This window comes from Polymorphum gilvum SL003B-26A1 (assembly GCF_000192745.1).
Classification (GTDB): domain Bacteria; phylum Pseudomonadota; class Alphaproteobacteria; order Rhizobiales; family Stappiaceae; genus Polymorphum; species Polymorphum gilvum.
In genome coordinates this window covers 2059995-2083477 of record NC_015259.1, presented here as the reverse complement: position 1 = coordinate 2083477, position 23483 = coordinate 2059995, and the positions used below count along the sequence as shown (strand labels likewise).

Below are 23483 nucleotides of genomic sequence, written 5' to 3'. Positions count from 1 at the left end.
CGATCGATGACCCAGTTTACCGACAACCTCGCCAGGGCCGAGGCCTATCTGGAGCGATTCCGCAGGGACGGAGTCCTGAACCACATTGCCGGCGAGGCCGTGCCGGCCGCTTCGGGCAAGACTTTCGACAGCCTGTCTCCGATCGACCGCAAGCCGCTCGCCCGGGTCGCCCAGGGCGGCGCCGAGGACGTCGACCGCGCCGCCAGGGCGGCCAAGGCCGCGTTCAGGGACTGGGCGGCCATGCCCGGCGCCGAACGGCGCAAGCTGCTGCACAAGATCGCCGACGCCATCGTCGCCCGCGCAGAGGAGATCGCCTTCGTCGAATGCATGGACACGGGTCAGGCGCTGCGCTTCATGTCCAAGGCTGCCCTGCGCGGCGCCGAGAATTTCCGCTTCTTCGCCGACAAGGCGCCGGAGGCGCGCGACGGCCGGGCCCTGCGCGCGCCCAACCAGATGAACATCACCGGCCGCACCCCGATCGGCCCGGTCGGCGTCATCACGCCGTGGAACACGCCGTTCATGCTGTCGACCTGGAAGATCGCGCCGGCGCTCGCCGCCGGCTGCACGGTCGTGCACAAGCCGGCGGAATTCTCGCCGCTGACCGCCCGCCTGCTGGTCGAGATCGCCGAGGAGGCCGGCCTGCCGAAGGGCGTTTGGAACCTCGTCAACGGCTTCGGCGAGGACGCCGGCAAGACGCTGACCGAACACCCCGACATCAAGGCGATCGCCTTCGTCGGCGAGAGCCGCACCGGTTCGATGATCATGGCCCAGGGTGCGCCGACGCTGAAGCGTATCCATTTCGAACTCGGCGGCAAGAACCCGGTCGTCGTCTTCGCCGATGCCGATCTGGAGCGGGCCGCCGATGCCGCCGTCTTCATGATCTATTCGCTCAACGGCGAGCGCTGCACGTCGTCCTCGCGCCTGCTGGTCGAGGCGTCGATCTATGACGACTTCACCGCCAGGGTCGCCGAGAAGGCCGCCCGCATCAGGGTCGGCCATCCGCTCGATCCGGACACGGTCGTCGGTCCGCTGATCCACCCGGTGCACGAGAAGAAGGTGCTGTCCTATTTCGACATCGCCCGCCAGGACGGCGCCACCATCGCGGCCGGCGGCGAGAAGCTCGGCGGTGACCTCGCCGAGGGCTGCTATGTCGCCCCGACCCTGTTCACCAACGCCACCCAGACGATGCGCATCGCCCGCGAGGAGATCTTTGGGCCGGTCCTCACCGCCATCCCCTTCGCCGACGAGGCGGAGGCGCTGGCGATCGCCAACGACGTCGACTACGGCCTGACCGGCTACGTCTGGACATCCGACGTCACCCGCGCCTTCCGCTTCTCGGAGGGCCTGGAGGCGGGCATGATCTGGGTGAACTCGGAGAACGTGCGCCACCTGCCGACCCCCTTCGGCGGCATGAAGGCCTCCGGCGTCGGCCGCGACGGCGGCGACTGGTCGTTCGAATTCTACATGGAAACCAAGAATATCGCCTTCGCGACCGCACCCCACACGATCCCCAGGCTGGGCGGCTGAACGCGACGGAGCAAGGGAGGAAACGGGATGGGCAAGATCGTTCTGGCCGCAAAGGTCACCCATGTGCCGACGATGCTCCTGTCGGAGCAGCCGGGCCGACTCCACGGCAAGCGCCAGCAGGCCATCGACGGCCACCGGGAGATCGCCCGCCGCGCCCGGGCGCTCGGCGCCGACACGGTCGTCGTGCTCGACACCCACTGGCTGGTCAATGCCGGCTATCACGTCAACGCCAACACCCGCTTCAAGGGCGTCTACACCAGCCACGAGTTCCCGCAGTTCATCCAGGGCCTCGAATACGACTACGAGGGCAATCCCGCGCTCGGCGACCTGATCGCCGCAAAGGCGATGGCCAGGGGCGTCTACACCCTGTCGCACCGGATCGACTCGCTCGACCTCGAGTACGGCACCCTGGTGCCGCTGCGCTACATGACGCCGGACGCCGACCTGAAGGTCGTCTCCGTTTCCGCCTGGTGCTCGGTGCATTCGGTCGAATCCTCGCGCAAGCTTGGCGAGGCGATCCGCGAGGCGATCGAGGCAAGCGACAGCAACGTCCTGCTGCTCGCCTCCGGCTCCCTGTCGCACCGGATCTGGGACAACGACCTCTACGAGGCCAATAACGGCACCTTCACCATCTCCTCCGAGTTCAACCACCAGGTCGACCTGCGCGTGCTCGAGCTGTGGCAGACCGGCCAAATCGACACCTTCCTGAAGATGCTGCCCGACTATGCCGAGCATTGCTCCGGCGAGGGCGGAATGCACGACACCATCATGCTGTTTGGCGCGCTCGGCTGGGACGCCTACCAGGGCAAGGGCGAACTGATCGGCGAATATTTCCCGAGTTCGGGCACCGGCCAGGCCAATGTCGTCTTTCCTGTCGGCTGACGCGTGACGATCCACTTCCAGCGAGACCACAGATGCCCATTCCCGCTCCCAACCTCTATCCACCCTTCAACATCGTGCGGCTCAGCCACGTCGAGTTCGTGGTCCGCGATCTCGCCGCCAGCCGCGCGTTCTACGTCGACACCCTCGGCCTGCAGGTGACCGACGAGAGCAAGGACGAGATCTATCTGCGCGCCATGGAGGAACGCGGCCACCACTGCATCATCCTGAAGCAGGGCGACCAGCCGCGCGCCGACCACCTCGGCTTCAAGCTGTTCGACGAGAGCGACCTCGACAAGGCGGAAGCCTTCTTCAGGGGACGGGGCCTGCCGGTGTCCTGGGTCGAGCGGCCGTTCCAGTCGCGCACCCTGCGCACCTGCGACCCGTTCGGCATTCCGCTCGAATTCTACACCCGCATGGACCGGCTGCCGCCGATCCACCAGAAATACGCCCTCTACCGGGGCGTCAAGCCGCTCAGGATCGACCATTTCAACTGCTTCACGCCGAGCGTCGACGACAGCGTCGCCTTCTACAACGAGATCGGCTTCCGGGTCACCGAATACACCGAGGACGAGGTGACCAAGCGCCTGTGGGCGGCCTGGACCCACCGCAAGGGCGGCGTGCACGACATCGCTTTCACCAACGGCCTGGGCCCCCGCCTGCACCACACCGCCTTCTGGGTGCCGACCCCGCTCAACATCATCGACCTGCTCGACCTGATGTCGACCACCGGCTATGTCGGCAACATCGAGCGCGGCCCGGGCCGCCACGGCATCTCGAATGCCTTCTTCCTGTACATCCGCGATCCCGACGGCCATCGCATCGAGATCTACTGCTCGGATTACCAGACCGTCGACCCGGATCTGGAGCCGATCAAGTGGGATCTCAAGGATCCGCAGCGTCAGACCCTGTGGGGCGCCCCGGCGCCGCGCTCCTGGTTCGAGGAAGGTAGCCTGTTCACCGGCGTGGAGCCCGTCCCCGCGACGCTCGACGCCCAGCCGATCGTCGCGCCGTGACCCGCGCCGCGACCCTTGCATGGAAGGCGTCATGACCGCTCTCACCCGTTTCGTCGGCTTCGTCCACGCCGGCGCCGAGAAATACGGCCTGCTCAGGGACGACGGCATCGTCGACCTGTCGGCGCGCCACGCCGCCCGCTGGCCGACGCTCAGGACCGTCATCGCCGACGGTGCCCTCGCCCGCCTCGCCGACGCCGCGACCGGCCTTGCCGCCGACGTCGATCCCGCCGCCGTCGCCTATGCCCTGCCGGTGCCGGATCCCGGCAAGATCCTGTGCGTCGGCGTCAACTATCCGGACCGCAACGCCGAATACAAGGACGGCCAGGAGGCGCCGCCGAACCCGTCGCTGTTCGTGCGCTTCCCGTCCTCCTTCGTCGGCCACGACGTGCCGATCGTGCGCCCGCCGGAAAGCCCGCAACTCGACTACGAGGGCGAGATCGTCATCGTCATCGGCAAGCCCGGCCGGCGCATTCCCGAGACCGACGCCCTGTCGCACATCGCCGGCCTCAGCCTCGCCAACGAGGGCACCATCCGCGACTGGGTCCGCCACGCCAAGTTCAACGTCACCCAGGGCAAGAACTTCGACCGTACCGGCTCGATCGGCCCTTGGTTCGTGCCCTTCGCCGACGAGGCCCAGATCGCCGACATCGCGCTTCAGACGCGTGTCAACGGCGAGTTGCGCCAGTCCGACCGCACCAGCCGGATGATCTTCTCGTTCCGCAGGATCGTCTCCTACATCTCGACTTTCACCACGCTGCTGCCGGGCGACACGATCCTGACCGGCACGCCGACCGGGGCGGGAGCGCGTTTCGACCCGCCGGTCTGGCTGAAGCCGGGCGACGTCGTCGAGGTCAGCGCCGACGGCCTCGGCACGCTGCGCAACCGGGTCGAGGACGAGGTACTGCCATGACCACCGTGACCCTGAGCGCACCGGACATCGCCGCTGCCGCCGCCGCCCTCGACGAGGCCGAGCGCAGCCGCGTGCAGACCGGCCTGCTGTCGCTGAAGCATCCCGGCATGACCATGGACGACGCCTATGCCGTCCAGGACGCCTGGGTGCGCCGGAAGATCGATAGCGGCCGCAAGCCGGTCGGCTGGAAGATCGGCCTTACCTCCAAGGCGATGCAATACGCCCTCGGCATCGACATTCCCGATTCCGGCGTGCTGTTCGACGACATGGCCTTCGACGACGGCGCGGTGATCGCCGAGGACCGTTTCATCCAGCCGCGCGTCGAGGCCGAGATCGCCTTCGTCATGAAGGCCCCGCTCACGGGACCGGGCGTGACCGTCTTCGACGTCCTCAACGCCACCGACTTCGTCACCCCGGCGCTGGAGATCCTCGACACCCGCATCCTGCGCAAGGACCCCGCGACCGGCAGGGCGCGCACCATCGTCGACACCATCTCCGACAACGCCGCCAACGCCGGCTATGTGCTCGGCGGACGCGCGATGCGCCCCGACGCCGTCGACATGCGCTGGATGGGCGCCATCGTGTCCAGGAATGCCGAGGTCGAGGAGACCGGCCTCGGCGCCGGCGTGCTCAACCACCCGGCGCGCGGCATCGCCTGGCTGGCCAACCGGCTGGCTGGCTATGGCATGGCGATCGAGGCCGGCCAGGTCGTGCTCGCCGGCTCGTTCATCCGCCCGATCGAGGCGCCGTCCGGCTCGACCATCGTCGCCGACTACGGCCCCTACGGCACGGTCAGCTGCCACTTCGCCTGATCTTCCTTGCTCCCACCGCAGCAAACTCGGGGCGGTCCGGCAACGGGCCGCCTCCTTTCTTTGCGCGCGCCCACGTCCGCGAAAGCGCGGCTTTGCCTCAATTTGTGATCTGGATTACAGAAAACGGAAGGGATTCCCTGTCAAATTGACGTATAAAGGGACATTGCCCTTTCGTTCAATTTCTCCTCGCGTCGGCGAGCGACTGTTGAGAGGATCGGAACATGTTTGGAAGAGCGATAGCCGTGGCAGCGATCCTGATCGCAGGCACCGCGCCTGCCCTCGCCAAGCGGGTTGCCCTCGTCATGGGCAACAGCGCCTATGAAAACGCTGTGCAGCTGCCCAACCCGGCCAACGACGCCCGAGCCATGACCACCAAGCTGCGCGATCTCGGCTTCGAGGTGGTCTCGGGCTACGACCTCGACTACACCGCCATGCGCCGCACCGTCGCCCAGTTCGCCAAGGAGGCCCGCGGCGCCGACGTCGCCCTGTTCTTCTACGCCGGCCACGGCATGCAGGTGCAGGGGCAGAACTATCTCATCCCCGTGGATGCCAGATTCTCTGACGAGACTGCGCTCGATTTCGAGACCATCTCGGCCGACTTCATCCTGCGCCAGATGTCCAACAACGTGAAGGTGCGCATGGTGTTCCTCGACGCCTGCCGGGACAACCCGCTCGCCCGCACGCTGGCGCGCAGCATGAGCCCGACGCGCTCCGCGGCAATCGGCGTCGGCCTGGCCGAGATCAAGATCGAGGAGACCGGCGGCGAAGGCTCGGTGATCGCCTTCGCCACCAGCCCCGGCGACGTCGCCCTCGACGGCGAGGGTTCCAACTCGCCCTTCACGACCGCCCTCTTGCGCCACATCGACGCCCCCGACACACCGATCCAGAACGTCATGACCCGCGTCACCGGCGACGTCTACCGCGAGACCGGGCAGCGCCAGCGGCCCTGGGTCAACGCCTCCCTGATCGGCGAGGTCTACCTGAACAAGACCGCCTCGACCGCCGCCGCAGACGGGGCCCAGGTCGCGGCGCTCGGCGCCCAGCCGACTTCCGAAACGCCGGCCGCGACGCCGACTCCGGTCAACGTGATCGCCTGGGAGCGTGAGAAGGCCACCTGGGATGCAGCCCAGAAGGGCGGCACTGTCGCCGACTACGAGGCCTATCTCGCCTCCTACCCTAACGGCAACTTCGCCGACTTCGCCCGCAATTCGATCGCGCGGCTGCAGGCGGGCGAGCCGAAGGGCGGCATGACCCGTCAGCAGGGAGCAGCCGACAAGGTCGCCGCCGTGGCCGTGAGCGCCGATGCCCCCGTTTCCGACCCTGACGCCGGTTCCGAAGCCACCGAGGCGGCCCTCGGCTGGTCCAAGGCGACCCGGGTCGAGGTCCAGGCCCGCCTCAACCTCGCCGGCTACAACGTCGGCCGTCCGGACGGCGCCTTCGGCCAGAACACGCGTTCCGGCATCCGCGCCTGGCAGACGGCCAACGGCCTGCCCGCGACCGGCTGGTTCAACGCCGCCCAGCACGCCCTTCTGACCAGCCAGACCCAGGCGCAATATCTCGCCTATGTCGCCGAGCTTCAGCGCCAGCAGGCTGCCGCCGCGGCGACCCGCAGCGCGGCCCGCACGCCCCAGCCGGCCGCCGCTCCCGAGCCGCAGCGCCGCGCGCCCCAACGCGCCGTTCCGGCCGAGGACACCGGCGGCGGGGTCGGCGGCGCTGCCGGTGCGGCGTTCCTCGGCGGCGTGGTCGGTGGCATCATCGGCGGCGCCATCGGTCGCTGACGCCCGGTCGAGGCGACACCTGCAAGGCCGGCGTCCGCGCCGGCCTTGCGCGTGACGACAAGCCCCCTTCCGCCGTCCTTCAGGCACGCGCAGGGCACAGCCCGGTTACACGCTCCGCCGTCACCCCGGACGAGCAGCGCGAGACCCGGGACCGACACGTTTGCAGAGCGGTGGATTTTGCTCGGCGGCGGCACGCAAGCATGTCCGTCCCCGCGGCAAGCCGATCTGCTGGTCACCTTGATTGCCGCTTCGCTAAGTGCGGGACGAAAAGGGTGGAGGTTGGCCTCGGCCCCGCGCAGGCGCCGACCTTTGTCGCGTGGCGCGATGCCGGTATGGGCAGTCAGCTTGCGCGCCCGGCCGACCGCCCCGGGGAACCGATGGCGTCCTCGAAGTCCTCGGCTTCGATCGCCTCAAGCGCCCTGGCCGCGCCGTCGATCCACACGCGCGGATCGTCGAGGGTAAGAACCGTCGTTTCGGCACTGAGGCCGCGCAGGCGACCCTGCCACAGCGGCACCATCCGCGTCTCCGGCGGCAGCGCCGCAGCCACCGGACCGCTGAATGCCAGACGCACGCCCGCGTCCTTGGCGATCGCCTCGATCCGGCTCGCGGTGTTGACCGTCGTACCCATGACCGTGAACGAGCGCCGGATCTCGCCGCCGATGTCCCCGACCAGAGCCGGGCCAGCATTGAGCGCGATGCGCAGATCGAGATCCGCCTGCCCCGTGCGCCGGCGCAGGTCCGGGATCAGGGCGAGGATCTTGAGCGCGCAGCCGACGGCCTGCTGTTCCGGCTCGGCCACGTCGTTGGGAGCGTTCCACACCGCCATGATGGCATCGCCGATGTACTTGTCGATATAGCCCTCGTCGCGGGTGATCGCCGCGCCGATCGCGCCGAAGCAGGCGTTGACGACCGAGACCACCTCGCGGTCCGCCAGCTTCTCGGACATCTTGGTGAAGCCGATGATGTCGATGAAGGCCACCACCACGTGGCGGGTCTCGCCGCCGAGGTCCGACAGCCGCTCCTGCTCGGCCATCCGCCTGATCACGTCCGGCGCCAGGTAGTGGCCGAACAAGCGCACCAGTTCGCGCTCGCGCCGCTTGAGCACGGCGACCTGGGCGATGCCGGCGACGACAAGCGCGCCGAGGCCCGCGACCGGAACCGCTGCCGGCGGCAGGAAGCGCCCGCCGGCGAGACCGGCAAGGGCAAGGCCGAGACCGGCAGCGACCAGCAGGATGCCCACGACCGGCAGGCTCGGCAGGGGCAGGTTCAGCCCGGCCAGCGCGCCGGCAACGGCAAAGGCCAGCGTCAGCCCGATCACGACGGCGAACGGCACGTCGATCGCGATCCGCCCGCTCATGGGCGCACCGATCAGGTCGGCCAGGATGTAGACGCCGGCCGTAGCGCCGCGCAGCGGCGGTCGGCCGGCCGGACCGGCAACCGCGCCAACGGCGTCGCGCACCGGCAGGAACCGGTCGAGATAGAGGTGCTCGTCCTCGTTCGCCAGCGTGCTGCCGAACAGCACGACGCGCCCGCGCGCGAAGGTCTCCAGCCCGGCACGGCCTTCCGGCGTCGTCATCATGTCGAGCACGTCGACCAGAGACAGATAGGGCGTGACCGATCCGAGTCGCGCCGACGGCAGCGGCATGTAGGGTCGGTCGATCGTCGCACCAGCCTTGTCGAGCAGCGCGTCGACGAAGGCGCCCGACTGGCCGAGCGGCGCCGTCGGCCTGTGCCGGCGCACCACCCCGTCGCTGTCGGTCACGATCTCGGTCGAGCGGATGCCATCGGTGCCGCCCGCAGCGGTGATCGACCGGTGCGGCACACCGCTCGACGTGCGGGCAACGAACACCCGGCCGCGGTTGTCATAGAGGAACTGCAGGAACGGCCGGTCGTAGCCGCGCAGCCGCGCCTCTCCGGTCTGCGGATCGGAGAAGGCGTCGGCGCTGAAGGCAAAGACGAAATCCAGGCCGATCGCGGTCGCGCCGGCCTCGAACAGCGCGCGGCCGGCCTTGGCGAAGGCCTGCGACATGAACACCCGGGGAATGGTCTCCAGCCGCTTGGAGGTCAGCGACGCCTGATCGAGCCCGACCACCGCGACCGGGAAGTCGGCCTCGACCGGAGGATCGAGCGCGATGGCGCGCACCTGCAGCAGCCGATCGGTAACCCAGCCTTCCCAGATCGCTCCGACCGCCCCGAGGCCGGCCGCGAAGCCGGCCAGGGCGGCCAGGATCACCATCGCTGCCTTGAGCCGCCGGCGGTCGCCGCCAGGCTCCGCGCTCCGCGCGGCTGCGCTCATTTCACCACGACGACCGCGGTGTTGCGTCCGACCTGCAACGGATCGACCGTGAACTGGCGCAGTTCGACGGTGCCGTCGCTTGCCTTGCCCTTCAGGAATATCTCGACCGGAACCTCCTCGCCTTCCGCGCTCCAGGCCGGCATTTCCGCCAGCACGCGGTCGTCCATCGGAAATTCGTGCGGCGGCCCGCCGGCGAAGGAAACCAGCACGGTGTCGAAGCGCGCCTTGAGGTCGTCGTCGAAACGCAGCATCAGCGAGGCGGCGACCTTGTTCTCCGGAACAATGCCGCGCATCGTCACAGCAAGGCCCTTGCTGTCGCTCGCGGCGGCCTTCTGGCCGAGGCAGTTGCCGGGCCGCAATTCCCTTTCCTCGCCGTTCTCGACCGTCAGGCCGTCGCCCGTCGCGGAGACCGTTCCGCCGGTGATACGTACCTCGCGACAGGTCGCGTAGTCGAGCAGGTCGACATGGCCCGTCTCCCCGAGCGTGACGACATCTCCCGGATAGAGTTCGGAGAAGGCCGCGAAGGTGACATTCTCCGAACGGTCGAGCACCATGGCGACCGGGTCGGCCTGAGCCGCCACCAGTCCCAGCGCCAGACCGATCGCGGCGCCTGCCGTGGTCTTGACGAGGTCGCATGCCATCCGCCGGCCACGCCCCTCCTGTCCTTTCACACGCATAGACATGCCATGCTCCTGTTGCTTCCGGTTGATTGCGGGAGCCGCCCGGCTCCGCCTTGTCCGATTGTTGCGACTATATCGCGAACATAGAGAGAAATAGAATCGGAACTGTGGCGAGGGTCACAGGCCGCGCGATTGCCGGCCGGCGGCGGACGCGGCAATGACGCTGCGGCAGACACGGCAAAGATGCGGCGGTTGTGCGGCGGCAATTGACGGCGGCCGGAAGCCGGCCCTATCACCGAAGGCAGACACCGCGCGGACCGGCCGCACGCCGGACCCCAGCACCAGGAGTGCACTATGGACGCCGGCTTCCGAATCGCCCCCATGTCGGCCGACGATCTGCGGCTCGCCCTCGACTGGGCCGCAAACGAAGGCTGGAACCCGGGCCGGGACGACGCGGAAGCGTTTATGGCCGCCGACCCGGGCGGCTTCCTCATGGGCTTTCTCGGCGACGAACCGATCACCTCGATCTCCGTGGTCGCCTACGGCGACGCCTTCGGCTTCCTCGGCTGCTACATCTGCGCTCCCGGCCACCGCGGCAAGGGTTACGGCTGGGCCACCTGGCAGGCGGGCATGGCACGTCTCGGCACGCGCGCCGTCGGCCTCGACGGCGTCGTCGCCCAGCAGGACGCCTACCGCAAGTCCGGCTTCGCGCTCGCCCATCGCAACATCCGCTACGGCGGCCTGTCGACCGCCGACACGCCGGTCGACCCGCGCGTGGTGCGCGCCGGTCAGGGTCTGTTTGCCTCCCTGCGCAACTACGACCGCGCCGTCTTCCAGGCCCCGCGCGAAGCCTTCCTGAAGGCCTGGCTCGACCCGATGGCGCCGAGCCGGCGCGCCTTCGCCCTGGTCGAGGACGGCACCCTCACCGGCTACGGCACGATCCGCGCCTGCCTCGACGGCTTCAAGATCGGCCCACTGTTCGCCGACACCGAGGCCGGCGCCGACCTGCTGTTCCGCGCGCTGGCCGGTCAGGTCAGGGGCAGCGAGATCTATCTCGACCCGCCGGAGCCGAACGCCGCCGCGATCGCGCTCGCCGAGCGCTACGACCTGTCGCCGGTGTTCGAGACCGCGCGCATGTACAAGGATCCCGCCCCCGAGGTGCCGCTCGCCCGCGTCTTCGGCATCACGAGCTTCGAACTGGGCTGACGATCCGGCCGCTTCGGCGCCAAGGTGCCGTGATTTTGTGCAGGGCCTGTTTTCAGGTCCTTCTCGCCGTCAGGTCAAGTAGGCCTTGTTTTCCCGCAGTTTTCGCGGAGAGACCGGAACATTTTCACCGGCAGAGCCGCTGGCACGGGCATTGCTTTGTGTTCCACATGGCGATTGCATACAATCCGGCCGATCCCTTCACCGCCCCCGCACCACGGACCATCCCGATGCCCAAGACCGCGATCGCCGCCCTGCACGAAGCCTATGCCTCCGGCCTGACGCCCGAGGACATGGTCGACCGCATTCTCGACCGCATCGCCGCGCTCGACGATCCCGGCATCTTCCTTCATGTCGCCGGCCGCGACGACCTGCTCGACCAGTTCGCCGCCATCGGCGCCCGTGACCTCACGCTCAAGCCGCTGTGGGGCGTGCCCTTCGCGGTCAAGGACAACATCGACGTCGCCGGCATGCCGACCACCGCCGCCTGCCCGGACTATCTCTATCACCCCGCCGAAGACGCCACCGTCGTCGCGCGGCTGAAGGCGGCCGGCGCCATCGTCGTCGGCAAGACCAACCTCGACCAGTTCGCCACCGGCCTGGTCGGCGTGCGCAGCCCCTACCCGATCCCGAGGAACGCCGTCGATCCGGCCCTCGTGCCGGGCGGCTCCAGTTCCGGCTCGGCGGTCGCCGTCGCGCAGGGCATCGTCACCTTCTCGCTTGGCACCGACACCGCCGGTTCAGGGCGCGTGCCGGCCGCGCTCAACGATCTTGTCGGCCTGAAACCCTCGCTCGGCTCCCTGTCGGCAACAGGCGTCGTGCCCGCCTGCCGCACCCTCGACACCGTCTCGATCTTCGCCCACACGGTCGAGGACGCCTATGCCGCCTTCGCGGTCGCCGCCGCCCACGATCCCGCCGACGCCTATTCGCGCCACCGCCCGGCCGGCCCGCTCGCCGCCTGGCCGGCCCGGCTGGCGGTCGGCGTGCCGCGCGCCGACCAGCGCCGTTTCTTCGGCGACGCCGTCCAGGCCGACAGCTACACCGCCACCCTTGCCGACATCGCCGCCCGCGGCGCGGAAATCGTCGAGATCGACTTCGAGCCCTTCTACGAGACCGCCGCCCTGCTCTACGAGGGCGCCTGGGTCGCCGAGCGCTATGCGGCGATCCGCACCATCATGGAGACCCGCCCCGAGATCCTGCATCCGACCACGCGCCTGATCATCGGCGGCGCGGCGAAGCTGAGCGCCGCCGACGCCTTCGCCGGCCTGTACCGGCTGGAGGCGCTCAAGCGCCAGGTCGAGCCGGTGCTCGCCGCCCTCGACTGCCTGTGCGTGCCGACCATCCCCTGCTTCGTCAGCCTGGACGAGATCGCCGCCGATCCGGTGACGCCCAACAGCCGGCTCGGCACCTACACCAATTTCGTCAACCTGCTCGATCTGTGCGGCATCGCCGTGCCAGTCGCACGGCGCCGCGACGGCCGCCCGGGCAACGTCACCCTGCTCGCGGCGGCCGGCCGCGACGGCTTCCTGGCCGGCCTCGCCCGGGCCATTGCCCGCGACCCGCGCCATCCCGACGCAGCCGCCCCCGTGACGCTGGCCGTCGCCGGCGCCCACATGCGCGGCATGCCGCTCAACGGCCAGCTCGAGGCGCTCGGCGCGCGCTTCCTCGCCGAGGCAACGACCGCGCCGGACTACCGGCTCTATGCGCTCGCCGGCCAGGACGTGCCCAAGCCCGGCCTGCTGCGCGTCGGGCCGGGCGCCGGCGCGGCGATCGCGCTGGAACTCTGGCAGCTGACGCCTGCCGCCTTCGGCGCCTTCGTCGCCGCCCTGCCCGCGCCCATGGCGATCGGCACCCTGCGCCTCGCCGACGGGCGCGCCGTCAAGGGCTTCCTGGTCGAGGCCGAAGCGACCCGCGGCACCGACGACATCACCGAATTCGGCGGCTGGCGCGCCTTCGTCGACCGCCTCGCCCCGACCGACCGCTGACCCGCACCGAAAAGGACCGCCCCATGAGCACCGAACGACTGCCGATCATCGACCTCACGCCGCTGCTGGAGCAGCGCCCCGGCGGCCTTGAGCAGGTCGCCTCGGACCTCGGCCATGCGGCGCGCGACATCGGCTTCTTCTATGTCACCGGCCACGGCATCGACCCGGCGCTGATCGAGGCGACCTTTGCGGCCGCGCGCACGCTGTTCGCTCAGCCGCTCGAGACCAAGATGGAGCTGACCAGGGACTTCTTCCGCACCAACCGCGGCTACGTGCCGATGAAGGGCGAGAACCTCGACCCGAGCAAGCCGTCCGACCTGAAGGAAGCCTTCAACATCGGCCTCGACCTTCGTGCCGACGACCCGCGCATCCTGGCTGGAGAGCCGTTCCGCGCCGTCAACCAGTGGCCGGCGCTGCCCGGCTGGCGCGACACCGTGCTTGCCTATTTCAACGCCGTCTGGCGACTCGGTCGCCAGATGCACCGGGCCATCGCCGTCGACCTCGGCGCGGCGCCCGACTTCTTCGAGGACAAGCTCGACGCGCCGCTCGCCACCCTGCGCCTGCTGCACTATCCGCCCCAGCCGCCGAGCGCCGAGGAAGGCCAGATCGGCGCCGGCACGCATACCGACTACGGCAACATCACCATTCTGCTGCCCGACGACGTCGGCGGCCTGGAGGTCCAGCGCCGCGACGGCACCTGGATCGCCGCGCCGACCATCCCCGGCGCCTTCGTCTGCAACATCGGCGACTGCCTGATGCGCTGGACCAACGACGTCTACGTCTCGACCCCGCACCGCGTGGTCAACCGCGGCGGGCGCGAGCGCTATTCCATCGCCTTCTTCCTCGACCCGAACCCGGACGCCGAGGTCGCCTGCATGCCGAGCTGCCAGGGTCCGGACACCCCGGCGCGCTACCCGCCGGTGCCCGGCGCCGACTATCTGAAGATGAAGCTCGACGCCAGCTACGAACCGGTCAGGCGCAAGAGCGCCTGAGGGCGGCGCGTCACGCAATCGCACGACAAACAGGCGGCAGCAATGCCGCCTCAGCGTGCCGACACACCCGCAGCCTCACCGCTGTCATTCCGGCCAAGCGGAGCCCGAGCCGGAACCGGAGAGCCACGGTGTCGATGGCTTCAACAATGGAGACCGAGAGGCCCCGGCTCGCCGATCCCGCATCTGCGCTTCGCTGCGTGCGGGATGACTCGCTTGGAGGGGTGTCGGCAGTCTGAGGCGGCGGCAATGCCGCCTATTTTTTTGGCATTCTCTGTTTGATTGTATGCAATTTAAGCGTCGAACGATGCCCCTGCCGCTGTTCCGTTCGCCCCGAACTCCAATCCACGAAGAATATTCCTTTTAAATCAGTAACTTGGATCGTATCTCCGCCGATAGCGCGTCGACACTTCAAGCTGGCACACCGGTTGCAAGATCGTGATCCGAGGCCGCCGCGTCGAGCGGATCGCCCCGCGAGATGCACTGCCACCAGATGCACTGGCAATGGTCTTCGGACCCGCAAAGGAGCGCACCATGTCGAAATTCGAACTCTCCCGCCGTTCCCTCCTTCAAGGCTCGGCTGCCGGCATCCTCGGCCTGGCCGCCGGCGGCATGCCCCGCCTCGCCTCCGCCGCCGGACTGACCGTCGGCATCGTCTATGTCGGCCCGCGCGACGACTTCGGCTGGAACCAGGCCCACGCGGTCGCCGCCACCGCGCTGAAGGAGGTTCCCGGCGTCACCGTGGTCGAGGAGGAGAACGTGGCGGAGACGATCGCGGTCTCCAAGTCGATCGAGTCGATGATCAACCTCGACGGCGCCAACCTGATCTTCGCCACCTCCTTCGGCTACTACAAGCCGTTCGTGCTCGATCTTGCCGCCAAGTACCCGGATGTCCAGTTCCGCCACGCTGCGCCGCTGTGGAGCGAGGCCGATCCGAAGAACGCCGGCAGCTACTTCGGCTACCTCGACCAGGCCCACTATGTCGACGGCATCGCCGCCGGCCTGTGCACGACCACCAACAAGCTCGGCTTCGTCGCCGCCAAGCCGATCGGCATGGTGCTGCGCAACATCAACTCGTTCCTGCTCGGCGCCCGCAAGGTCAACCCGAACGCCACCGTCCAGGTGATCTTCACCGGAGAGTGGTCGATGCCGGTGCGCGAGGCGGAAGCCGCCAACGCCCTGATCGACGCCGGCTGCGACGTGCTGACCTGCCATGTCGACGGCCCGAAGGTGGTGATCGAGACCGCGGAAGCCCGTGGCATCAAGTGCTGCGGCCACAATGCCTCGCAGGCACCGCTGGCGCCGAAGGGCTTCATCACCGGCGCCGAATACAAGTGGGCGACCATCTACAAGATGTTCTCCGCCGACCTGGCCGAGGGCAAGACGCTGCCGAATTTCTCTGGCGGCGGCTTCGACGTCGACTTCGTCCAGAACACTCCCTACGGCGCCGGCGCGACGCCGGAAGCGATCGCCGCCGCCGACGCCGCCCGCGAGGAGGTCAAGGCCGGCAAGCCGATCTTCGTCGGCCCGATCAACAAGCAGGACGGCACGCCGCTGCTCGCCGCCGGCGCCTCGTTCGACAACTACGAGCCCGCGCTCGACCAGACCGACTTCCTGATCGAGGGCGTCGTCGGATCGATAACCTGAGGTCGCCGACGGGCATCGCCCCGGCCCGCCTTGCCCCTCGGGAGAGGCGGGCGCGAAGCTCCGGGTGAGCAACCGGGGGCCGGCGGAGCATTCCGGCGCCCCCTCGCTCCCCCTCCCCGACGAGAGGAGATTTCCCGGCCCCTGCCGGGACCCATCGCAACCACCGGAGAGCGACATGCTCGACACCGCGCACCCATCAACGCTGGCGACGTCGTCCGGCACTGTTTCCGAGGCGCTCGACCGCCTCCGCCGGTCGTCCGAATACGTCGTCATGCCGTTCCTGGCGCTCCTCGTCTCTGCTGCCCTGTTTTCCGCCTTCCTGCTGGCGCTTGGAAAATCGCCGGCCGAATTCTTCTCCCTGGTCTGGCGCGGCGGCTTCGGCACCGGTTTTTCCTGGCAGAACACGCTTGTGCGATCGGCTCCGCTCGTCTTCACCGCGCTCTGCGTCGCCATCCCGGCCCGCCTCGGCCTCGTCGTCATCGGCGGCGAAGGCGCGCTCGTCCTCGGCGGCTTTGCCGCCGCCACCATCGCCATTCCGCTGGTCGGCGCCGTCCCGGCCCCTGCCCTGCTCACGGTCATGGCCCTGGCCTCCGTGCTCGCCGGCGGGCTCTGGATCGCCATCGTCGGCGCCCTGCGCCACTACCGGGGCGTCAACGAGACCATCTCGTCCCTGCTGCTGTTCTACATCGCCGTGTCGATCCTCAATTTCTTCGTAGAGGGCGCGCTGCGCGATCCCTCCGACCCGAACAAGCCCTCGACCATGCCGATCGGCAAGGACAACATGATCGGCGCGATGCCCGGCACCGACGTGCATTGGGGCCTGGCCGCCGGCATCGCGCTCTGCCTGGCCCTCTACGTGCTGATGAACCGCACCACCTTCGGCTTCGCCGCGCGCATCGCCGGCGGCAACCTGCGCGCGGCCAAGGCGCAGGGCCTGCCGGTCGGCAGGCTGATGGTCGTCTCCTGCGCCATCGCCGGCGCCTGTGCCGGGCTGGCCGGCTTCTTCGAGGTCGCCGCCATCCACGGCAAGGCCAATGCCTCGCTGATCGCCGGCTACGGCTTTACCGGCATCCTGGTGTCGTTCCTCGCCCGCCACAATCCGCTGGTGATCGTGCCGGTGGCGATCTTCCTTGGCGGCCTGGCCGCCTCCGGCGGCCTCGTCCAGCGCCGCATGGACCTGCCCGACGCGACCGTTCTGGTCCTCCAGGGTCTGATCTTCGTGGTGCTCCTGGTCAGCGAGACCTTCTACGGCCGCCTGCCGTTCTTCCGCGGCAAGGGAGCCGCCTGATGAGCGACGAAACCGGCCTCGCCACCGTCCTGCTCGCCATGTTCGCCGGCGCGATCCGGGTGTCCACCCCGTTCCTGTTCGTCAGCCTCGGCGAGACGCTGACCGAGAAATCCGGCCGCATCAACCTCGGCCTCGAAGGCACACTCGTCTTCGGCGCCATGTCCGGCTACGCCATCTCCTACCACACCGGCTCGCCCTGGCTCGGGGTGCTGGTCGCAGGCTTCGCCGGCTCCCTGTTCGGTGCCCTGCACGGCTTCCTGTGCAAGCTGCAGAAGGTCAACGACATCGCCATCGGCATCGCGCTGATGCTGTTCGGCACCGGCCTCGCCTTCTTCTTCGGCAAGGCCTACATCCAGCCGCAGGCCCCGCGCCTGCCGTCGATCTCCTTCGGCGCCTGGAGCGACACTCCGGCCGTGCGTCAGGCGCTGGAAATCAACCCGCTGTTCCTGCTCGGCGTCGTGCTCGCGCTCGTGCTGTGGTGGGCACTTCGGAACACCCGCTGGGGTCTGGTCGTGCGCACCACCGGCGACAGCGCGCCTGCCGCCCTCGCCCTCGGCATCGACGTCAACCGGGTCCGCCTGCTGTCGACCATGGCCGGCGGCTTCTGTGCCGGCATCGGCGGCTCGTTCCTGTCGCTCTACTATCCCGGCAGCTGGACGGAAGGCCTGTCCTCCGGCCAGGGCCTGATGGCGGTCGCCCTGGTCATCTTCGCGCGCTGGAATCCGCTCTACTGCTTCGCCGCCGCCCTGCTGTTCGGCGCCGCCGGCGCACTCGGTCCGGCGCTGCAGTCGATCGGCATCTCGCGCGGCTACCACTTCTTCAATGCCGCCCCCTACATCATGACGCTGCTGATCATGATCGCCAGCGTCTCGCCCAGGCGTTCCCTCAAGGGTGCGCCCGGGGAACTCTCCATCACCAAGTGAGGAAAGGACGCTAAGCCCATGAGCGGACTCGGTGGTCTCAACAAGTCTCCCAACGGTGTCGTCCTCGGCATGGTGCAATTGCAGCTCCCGAATGTGGTGACGAAACAGGATCTGGCGGCGCAGACGCAGGTCATCGTCGACATGGTCGGCAAGGCCCGGCGCAACATGGCCTCGATGGACCTGGTGGTGTTCCCGGAATATGCCCTGCACGGGCTGTCCATGGACACCAACCCGGACATCATGTGCACGCTCGACGGCCCGGAAGTCGGCGCTTTCAAGCAGGCCTGCGTCGACAACGACATCTGGGGCTGCTTCTCGATCATGGAGCTGAACCCCGGCGGCATGCCCTACAACTCCGGTCTCGTCATCGACAACACGGGCGAACTGAAGCTCTACTATCGCAAGCTCCACCCCTGGGTGCCGGTCGAACCGTGGGAGCCGGGCGATCTCGGCATCCCGGTCATCGACGGCCCGAAGGGCTGCAAGCTGGCGCTGATCATCTGCCATGACGGCATGTTTCCGGAAATGGCCCGCGAATGCGCCTACAAGGGCGCAGAGATCATGATCCGCACCGCCGGCTACACCGCGCCGATCCGCGAGAGCTGGAAGTTCACCAACCAGTCCAACGCCTTCTGCAACCTGATGGTGACCGCCAACGTCTGCATGTGCGGCAGCGACGGCACCTTCGACAGCATGGGCGAAGGCATGATCGTCAATTTCGACGGCACCATTCTCGCCCACGGCACGTCCGGACGGCCGAACGAGATCATCACCGCGGAGGTCCGCCCCGACCTCGTGCGCGAGGCGCGTATCCACTGGGGCGTGGAGAACAACATCTACCAGTTCGGCCACCGCGGCTACGTCGCCGTCAAGGGCGGCGCCCGGGACTGCCCCTACACCTACATGTCCGACCTCGTCGCCGGGACCTACCGCCTGCCTTGGGAGGACGCGGTCGTCCACGTCGACGGCACCTCCTGCGGCTTCCCCGCGCCGACACGGGCTTACGGCGAAAAGGCCGTCAAGGATGCGGCGGAGTAGGCGGATATGAGTGTCGTCGACATCAGAACCGGCAGGGACGTCACCAGCCGCGTGGGTCCGGTCAAGGCCGATCCCTATCCGTGGCCGTTCGACGGAGACCTCCGGCCCGACAACACCGCGCTGATCGTCATCGACATGCAGACGGACTTCTGCGGCCAGGGCGGCTATGTCGACGCCATGGGCTACGACCTGTCGCTCACCCGCGCACCGATCGAGCCGATCGGGCGGGTGCTCGCCGCCATGCGCGCGCAGGGCTATCACGTCCTGCACACCCGCGAGGGGCATCGGCCAGACCTGGCGGACCTGCCGGCCAACAAGCGCTGGCGCTCGCGGAGAATCGGCGCCGGCATCGGCGATCCGGGTCCCTGCGGCCGGATTCTGGTGCGCGGCGAGCCCGGCTGGGAGATCATCCCCGAACTCGCCCCCCTGCCCGGCGAACCGGTCATCGACAAGCCCGGCAAGGGATCCTTCTGCGCCACCGACCTGGAACTGATCCTGGCCACCCGCGGCATCCGCAACCTGGTTCTGACCGGCATCACCACCGACGTCTGCGTCCACACCACCATGCGCGAGGCCAACGACCGCGGCTTCGAATGCCTGCTGCTGGAGGACTGTTGCGGCGCCACCGACCACGGCAACCACCTCGCCGCGCTGAAGATGATCAGGATGCAGGGCGGCGTGTTCGGCGCGGTGGCGACCAGTGACGCGCTGCTTGCCGCGCTGGACGCAGGAGAGTGACAATGATCCGGCGGGAATCCGGCACCAATCCGGCGGCGATTCGCACCGCCATCGGCGTCGAGACGGTCGGCATGACCAAGGTCTTCGGCTCGCTCGTCGCCCTCGACGACGTCTCGATCCGCGTCCCGGCCGGCTCCTTCCACGCCCTGCTGGGCGAGAACGGCGCCGGCAAGTCGACGCTGGTCAAGTGCATGATGGGCTTCTACCAGCCGACCAGCGGCGCCGTGATGGTCGCAGGCAAGGAAGTCGATATCCCCAGCCCGCGCGCCGCCCACGCGCTCGGCATCGGCATGGTCTACCAGCACTTCACCCTGGTCCCGTCGCTGACGGCGGCGGAAAACCTCGTCATTTCAAGGGCCGACGTGCCGGCGGTGATCGACTGGCGCAAGGAGCGCGCCGCCCTCGAAGCATTTCTCGAGACGACGCCGTTCCGCGTGCCGCTGGATATCCCCGTCTCCGGCCTTGCCGCCGGCGAGAAGCAGAAGCTGGAGATCCTCAAGCAGCTCTATCTCGACCAGCGCTTCCTCATCCTCGACGAGCCGACCTCCGTGCTCACGCCCGACGAGGCCGACGAGGTCCTCGGCCTGCTGCGCGGCATGACCCGCGACGGCGCCCTGACCGTGCTGATGATCACCCACAAGTTCCGCGAAGTCACCGCCTATGCCGACGACGTCACCGTGTTGCGCCGGGGCAGCCTGGCTGGCGCCGGGCGCGTCTCGGACCTCTCTGTAGCCGACATGAGCCACATGATGATCGGCGACACGAAATTGCGCAAGCGCGCGGAAAGAAAGGCTTTTCCGGACGCGTCCCTGAAGCTGGAGGTAGCCGGCCTGTTCGCCGAGGACGACGCCGAACTGCCCGCGCTGGAGGCCGTCAACCTCAAGGTCCGCAGGGGCGAGATCCTCGGCATCGCCGGCGTTTCCGGCAACGGCCAGTCGGAATTGATCGAGGTCCTGTCCGGCCAGCGCCAGCCTTCGGACGGGCGCATCTTCATCGACGGCAAGCCCTACGAGCCCCAGCGCAACCAGATGGACGCCTTCAAGGTTTTCGGCTTCTCCGAAGAGCCGCTGCGGAACGTCGCCGTGCCGCGCATGAGCGTCGCCGAGAACATGGCGTTCCGGACCTTCGACAAGCGGCCGATCTCGCCCTTCAGGGGCTGGCTTTCGCCGGCCCCGATGCGGCGCAAGGCCAGGGACCTGATCGCTGCCTACCGCGTCAAGACGCCCTCCACCGAGGAGCCGATCGAGAACCTGTCGGGCGGCAACGTCCAGCGCGCCATCCTGGCCCGGGAACTGTCCGGAGAGGTCGACGTCCTGATCGTCGCAAACCCCTGCTTCGGTCTGGATTTCGCATCCGTCGCCGAGATCCGCGCGCAGATCATGGACCAGCGCAACCGCGGCGCCGCAGTGCTGCTGGTCTCCGAAGACCTCGATGAGATCCTGGAACTTGCCGACACGGTCGCGGTCATGTCGGAAGGGCGAATCACCCATGTCTCGCCGATCGGCGACACCGACCGCGCCACCATCGGCCATGCCATGGCGGGACACCACGGATGATCACGGTCAAGGCGCAGCCCTTCGATTTCGCGTTCGATCCGGCGTCGGTCGCGCTCATCGTCATCGACATGCAGCGCGACTTCATCGAACCCGGCGGCTTCGGCGAAACGCTCGGCAACGACGTGTCGCATCTGCAGCGCGCCGTGCAGCCGACGGCCGACCTGCTCGCCCTGTTTCGCACCCGGGGCTGGCCGGTCATCCACACCCGCGAGGACCATCTGCCGGACCTGTCCGATTGTCCGCCGTCCAAGCGCAACCGCGGCGCACCATCCCTGCGTATCGGCGACAACGGTCCCATGGGGCGCATTCTCGTGCGCGGCGAACCGGGTGCCGAGATCGTTCCCGCCTGCGCGCCGTGCGCCGGCGAAATCGTTGTCGACAAACCCGGCAAGGGCGCCTTCCATGCCACCGACCTCGGAGCGATCCTCGCCGGTCTCGGCACGAGGAGCCTCGTCTTCGCCGGCGTGACCACGGAGGTCTGCGTGCAGACCACCATGCGCGAGGCCAACGACCGCGGCTTCGACTGCCTGCTGATCGAGGACGCGACGGAGAGCTATTTCCCCGCCTTCAAGGCGGCTACGCTGGACATGATCCGCGCACAGGGCGGCATCGTCGGCTGGACGACGCCCCTTGCCCGCCTTGTCCAGGCCTTGGAAGGAGAACCGACGTGACCGAACTGCCGTTCGACGAACGGGCGCATGTCGCCCATATGGAGAAGGTCATGGGCCTGTCCATCGACGACGCCTGGCGGCCGATCGTCGAGGCGCACATGGCCGCGACCGCCCGCGCCGCCGCGCTGGTGCTGTCCCTGCCGCTCGACGACCACGTCGAACCGGCTCCGGTGTTCGTGCCATGACCGCGCCCGCCGCCGAGACCGGCGCCTGGACGGCCACGCAAACCGCAGCGGCGGTGCGCTCCGGCGCGGTCCGTGCGCGTGAGGTCGCAGAGGCTGCCCTCGTCCGCGTCGAGCGGCTGAACCCCAAGGTGAATGCCTTCACCGACATCGCCGCGCCGAGAGCCCTGGCGGAGGCGGACAAGGTCGATGCCGCACTCAGCGCCGGCGCCGACCTGCCGCTTGCCGGCGTGCCCTTCGCGGTCAAGAATCTGTTCGACATCGCCGGCCTGCCGACCCGCGCCGGCTCAAAGATCAACCTGGACAATCCGCCCGCCGCCTCCGACGCCTTCCTGATCGAGCGCCTGACCGAGGCCGGCGCTGTTCTGCTCGGCGGCCTGCACATGGGCGAATACGCCTATGATTTCACCGGCGAGAACGCCCACGACGGCAATTGCCGCAACCCGCATGACCTCACCCGCATGACCGGCGGCTCGTCGAGCGGCTCGGCCGCCGCCGTCGCCAGCGGCATGGTGCCGGCGAGCCTCGGCTCGGACACCAATGGCTCGATCCGCGTGCCATCGTCCTTCTGCGGCCTGTTCGGCCTGAAGCCGACCTTCGGCCGTCTGTCGCGCAGGGGCACCTACCCCTTTGTCGCCAGCCTTGACCACCTTGGGCCGTTCGCACGCTCGGTCGAGGATCTCGCCCTGCTGTTCGATGTTCTCCAGGGCGCCGACCCGGCCGATCCCGCTCAGGCGGCGCGACCCGCCCTTGCCTGCTCCGACGACCTCGGCAAGGGGATCGACGGTCTCAGGGTCGCCGCTGCCGGCGGCTATTTCCGCCAGAACGGCGAGCCGCAGGCGTTTGCCGCGGTCGACCGCGTCGCCGCTGCCCTCGGCGCCGGGGCGATGGTGGAGGTTCCGGAGGCAGCCCGGGCGCGCGCCGCGGCCTATGTGATCACGACGGCGGAATCCGCCGCGCTGCACCTGCCGCGCCTGCGCGGCCGGCCGGAGGACTTCGACCCCGAGACCCGCGACCGATTCCTGTCGGGCGCCATGGTGCCGGCGGTCTGGGTGCAGCAGGCCCAGCGCCTGCGCGCCTGGTTCCGGGCGCAGATGGCGGCGCTGTTCGAACGCATCGACATCCTGCTTGCGCCGGCAACGCCCTTCCCGGCACTGCCTTCGGGCACCAGGACCATCACCCTCGGCGGCGAGGCCATGCCGGCCCGGCCCAACATCGGCCTGTTCACCCAGCCGATCTCCTTCATCGGCCTACCCGTCGTCGCCGTGCCGGTCTGGCTCGACGGCGAAACCCTGCCGATCGGCGTTCAAGTCGTCGCGCCGCCCTGGCGCGAGGATCTCGCCCTTCGCGCCGCCTTCCACCTGCAGTCGACCGGCGTCTGCGCCGCGCCGGTTGCGGCCATTCCCTGAACCGCAGGAGACGCTC

At 68.8% G+C, this 23483-nt stretch carries 20 protein-coding genes; 18 read left to right on the top strand and 2 right to left on the bottom strand.

Going from position 1 to position 23483, the window contains the following annotated elements; all coding sequences use genetic code 11:
* Positions 1-6: 6 nt before the first annotated feature.
* The 6 genes from hpaE to SL003B_RS09990 all read left to right on the top strand — a co-directional run bounded on the left by hpaE (position 7) and on the right by SL003B_RS09990 (position 6922).
* Positions 7-1527 (top strand): 5-carboxymethyl-2-hydroxymuconate semialdehyde dehydrogenase, encoded by a 1521-nt coding sequence (gene hpaE / locus SL003B_RS10015; RefSeq protein WP_013652723.1) that lies wholly within the window; start codon positions 7-9, stop codon positions 1525-1527.
* Positions 1528-1554: 27 nt separating this feature from the next.
* Positions 1555-2409: a 3,4-dihydroxyphenylacetate 2,3-dioxygenase gene (gene hpaD, locus SL003B_RS10010; RefSeq protein ID WP_013652722.1), complete on the top strand. Its 855-nt coding sequence runs from the start codon at positions 1555-1557 to the stop codon at positions 2407-2409.
* Between the two features lie 32 nt (positions 2410-2441).
* Positions 2442-3422, top strand: coding sequence for a 3,4-dihydroxyphenylacetate 2,3-dioxygenase (gene hpaD, locus SL003B_RS10005; protein WP_013652721.1), 981 nt, complete (start codon positions 2442-2444; stop codon positions 3420-3422).
* Between the two features lie 31 nt (positions 3423-3453).
* Positions 3454-4332, top strand: a complete 879-nt coding sequence (locus SL003B_RS10000; RefSeq protein WP_041376012.1) for a fumarylacetoacetate hydrolase family protein — start codon at positions 3454-3456, stop codon at positions 4330-4332.
* Positions 4329-5144, top strand: coding sequence for a 2-oxo-hept-4-ene-1,7-dioate hydratase (hpaH, locus tag SL003B_RS09995; RefSeq protein ID WP_013652719.1), 816 nt, complete (start codon positions 4329-4331; stop codon positions 5142-5144). The genes SL003B_RS10000 and hpaH overlap by 4 nt, the downstream gene beginning before the upstream one ends.
* 221 nt (positions 5145-5365) lie before the next feature.
* Positions 5366-6922, top strand: a complete 1557-nt coding sequence (locus tag SL003B_RS09990) for a caspase family protein (RefSeq protein ID WP_041375482.1) — start codon at positions 5366-5368, stop codon at positions 6920-6922.
* 340 nt (positions 6923-7262) lie between these two features.
* Here the strand turns inward: SL003B_RS09990 and SL003B_RS09985 are convergent, their stop codons facing one another.
* Positions 7263-9218 (bottom strand): adenylate/guanylate cyclase domain-containing protein, encoded by a 1956-nt coding sequence (locus SL003B_RS09985; protein WP_049792571.1) that lies wholly within the window; start codon positions 9216-9218, stop codon positions 7263-7265.
* A complete protein-coding gene (locus SL003B_RS09980) occupies positions 9215-9901 on the bottom strand; it encodes a hypothetical protein (RefSeq protein WP_242390362.1) in 687 nt (228 codons plus the stop codon). The genes SL003B_RS09985 and SL003B_RS09980 overlap by 4 nt, the downstream gene beginning before the upstream one ends.
* Before the next feature lie 291 nt (positions 9902-10192).
* Here SL003B_RS09980 and SL003B_RS09975 point away from each other — a divergent pair, with 291 nt between their 5' ends.
* From SL003B_RS09975 to SL003B_RS09920, 12 genes are all read left to right on the top strand, one after another.
* Complete coding sequence (locus SL003B_RS09975) at positions 10193-11044, top strand: GNAT family N-acetyltransferase (RefSeq protein WP_013652715.1); 852 nt, start codon at positions 10193-10195, stop codon at positions 11042-11044.
* A 227-nt stretch (positions 11045-11271) separates the two neighbouring features.
* Positions 11272-13026, top strand: coding sequence for an allophanate hydrolase (gene atzF / locus SL003B_RS09970; protein ID WP_041375481.1), 1755 nt, complete (start codon positions 11272-11274; stop codon positions 13024-13026).
* Positions 13027-13049: 23 nt separating this feature from the next.
* Positions 13050-14018 (top strand): isopenicillin N synthase family dioxygenase, encoded by a 969-nt coding sequence (locus tag SL003B_RS09965; RefSeq protein ID WP_013652713.1) that lies wholly within the window; start codon positions 13050-13052, stop codon positions 14016-14018.
* Positions 14019-14549: 531 nt separating this feature from the next.
* Positions 14550-15662 (top strand): BMP family ABC transporter substrate-binding protein, encoded by a 1113-nt coding sequence (locus tag SL003B_RS09960; protein WP_013652712.1) that lies wholly within the window; start codon positions 14550-14552, stop codon positions 15660-15662.
* 175 nt (positions 15663-15837) lie between these two features.
* Positions 15838-16950, top strand: a complete 1113-nt coding sequence (locus SL003B_RS09955) for an ABC transporter permease (RefSeq protein ID WP_013652711.1) — start codon at positions 15838-15840, stop codon at positions 16948-16950.
* Positions 16950-17873 carry an ABC transporter permease gene (locus tag SL003B_RS09950; RefSeq protein WP_013652710.1) on the top strand — a complete coding sequence of 308 codons (924 nt, stop codon included), beginning with the start codon at positions 16950-16952 and terminating at the stop codon, positions 17871-17873. The genes SL003B_RS09955 and SL003B_RS09950 overlap by 1 nt, the downstream gene beginning before the upstream one ends.
* Before the next feature lie 18 nt (positions 17874-17891).
* Complete coding sequence (locus SL003B_RS09945) at positions 17892-18911, top strand: formamidase (protein ID WP_013652709.1); 1020 nt, start codon at positions 17892-17894, stop codon at positions 18909-18911.
* A gap of 6 nt (positions 18912-18917) precedes the next feature.
* Positions 18918-19649 (top strand): biuret amidohydrolase, encoded by a 732-nt coding sequence (gene biuH, locus SL003B_RS09940; RefSeq protein ID WP_013652708.1) that lies wholly within the window; start codon positions 18918-18920, stop codon positions 19647-19649.
* A gap of 2 nt (positions 19650-19651) precedes the next feature.
* Complete coding sequence (locus SL003B_RS09935; protein WP_013652707.1) at positions 19652-21205, top strand: ABC transporter ATP-binding protein; 1554 nt, start codon at positions 19652-19654, stop codon at positions 21203-21205.
* Positions 21202-21876: a cysteine hydrolase family protein gene (locus tag SL003B_RS09930; RefSeq protein ID WP_013652706.1), complete on the top strand. Its 675-nt coding sequence runs from the start codon at positions 21202-21204 to the stop codon at positions 21874-21876. The genes SL003B_RS09935 and SL003B_RS09930 overlap by 4 nt, the downstream gene beginning before the upstream one ends.
* Complete coding sequence (locus tag SL003B_RS09925; protein WP_049792570.1) at positions 21873-22061, top strand: DUF4089 domain-containing protein; 189 nt, start codon at positions 21873-21875, stop codon at positions 22059-22061. The genes SL003B_RS09930 and SL003B_RS09925 overlap by 4 nt, the downstream gene beginning before the upstream one ends.
* Positions 22058-23467, top strand: coding sequence for an AtzE family amidohydrolase (locus SL003B_RS09920; protein WP_013652705.1), 1410 nt, complete (start codon positions 22058-22060; stop codon positions 23465-23467). The genes SL003B_RS09925 and SL003B_RS09920 overlap by 4 nt, the downstream gene beginning before the upstream one ends.
* Positions 23468-23483 lie beyond the last annotated feature (16 nt).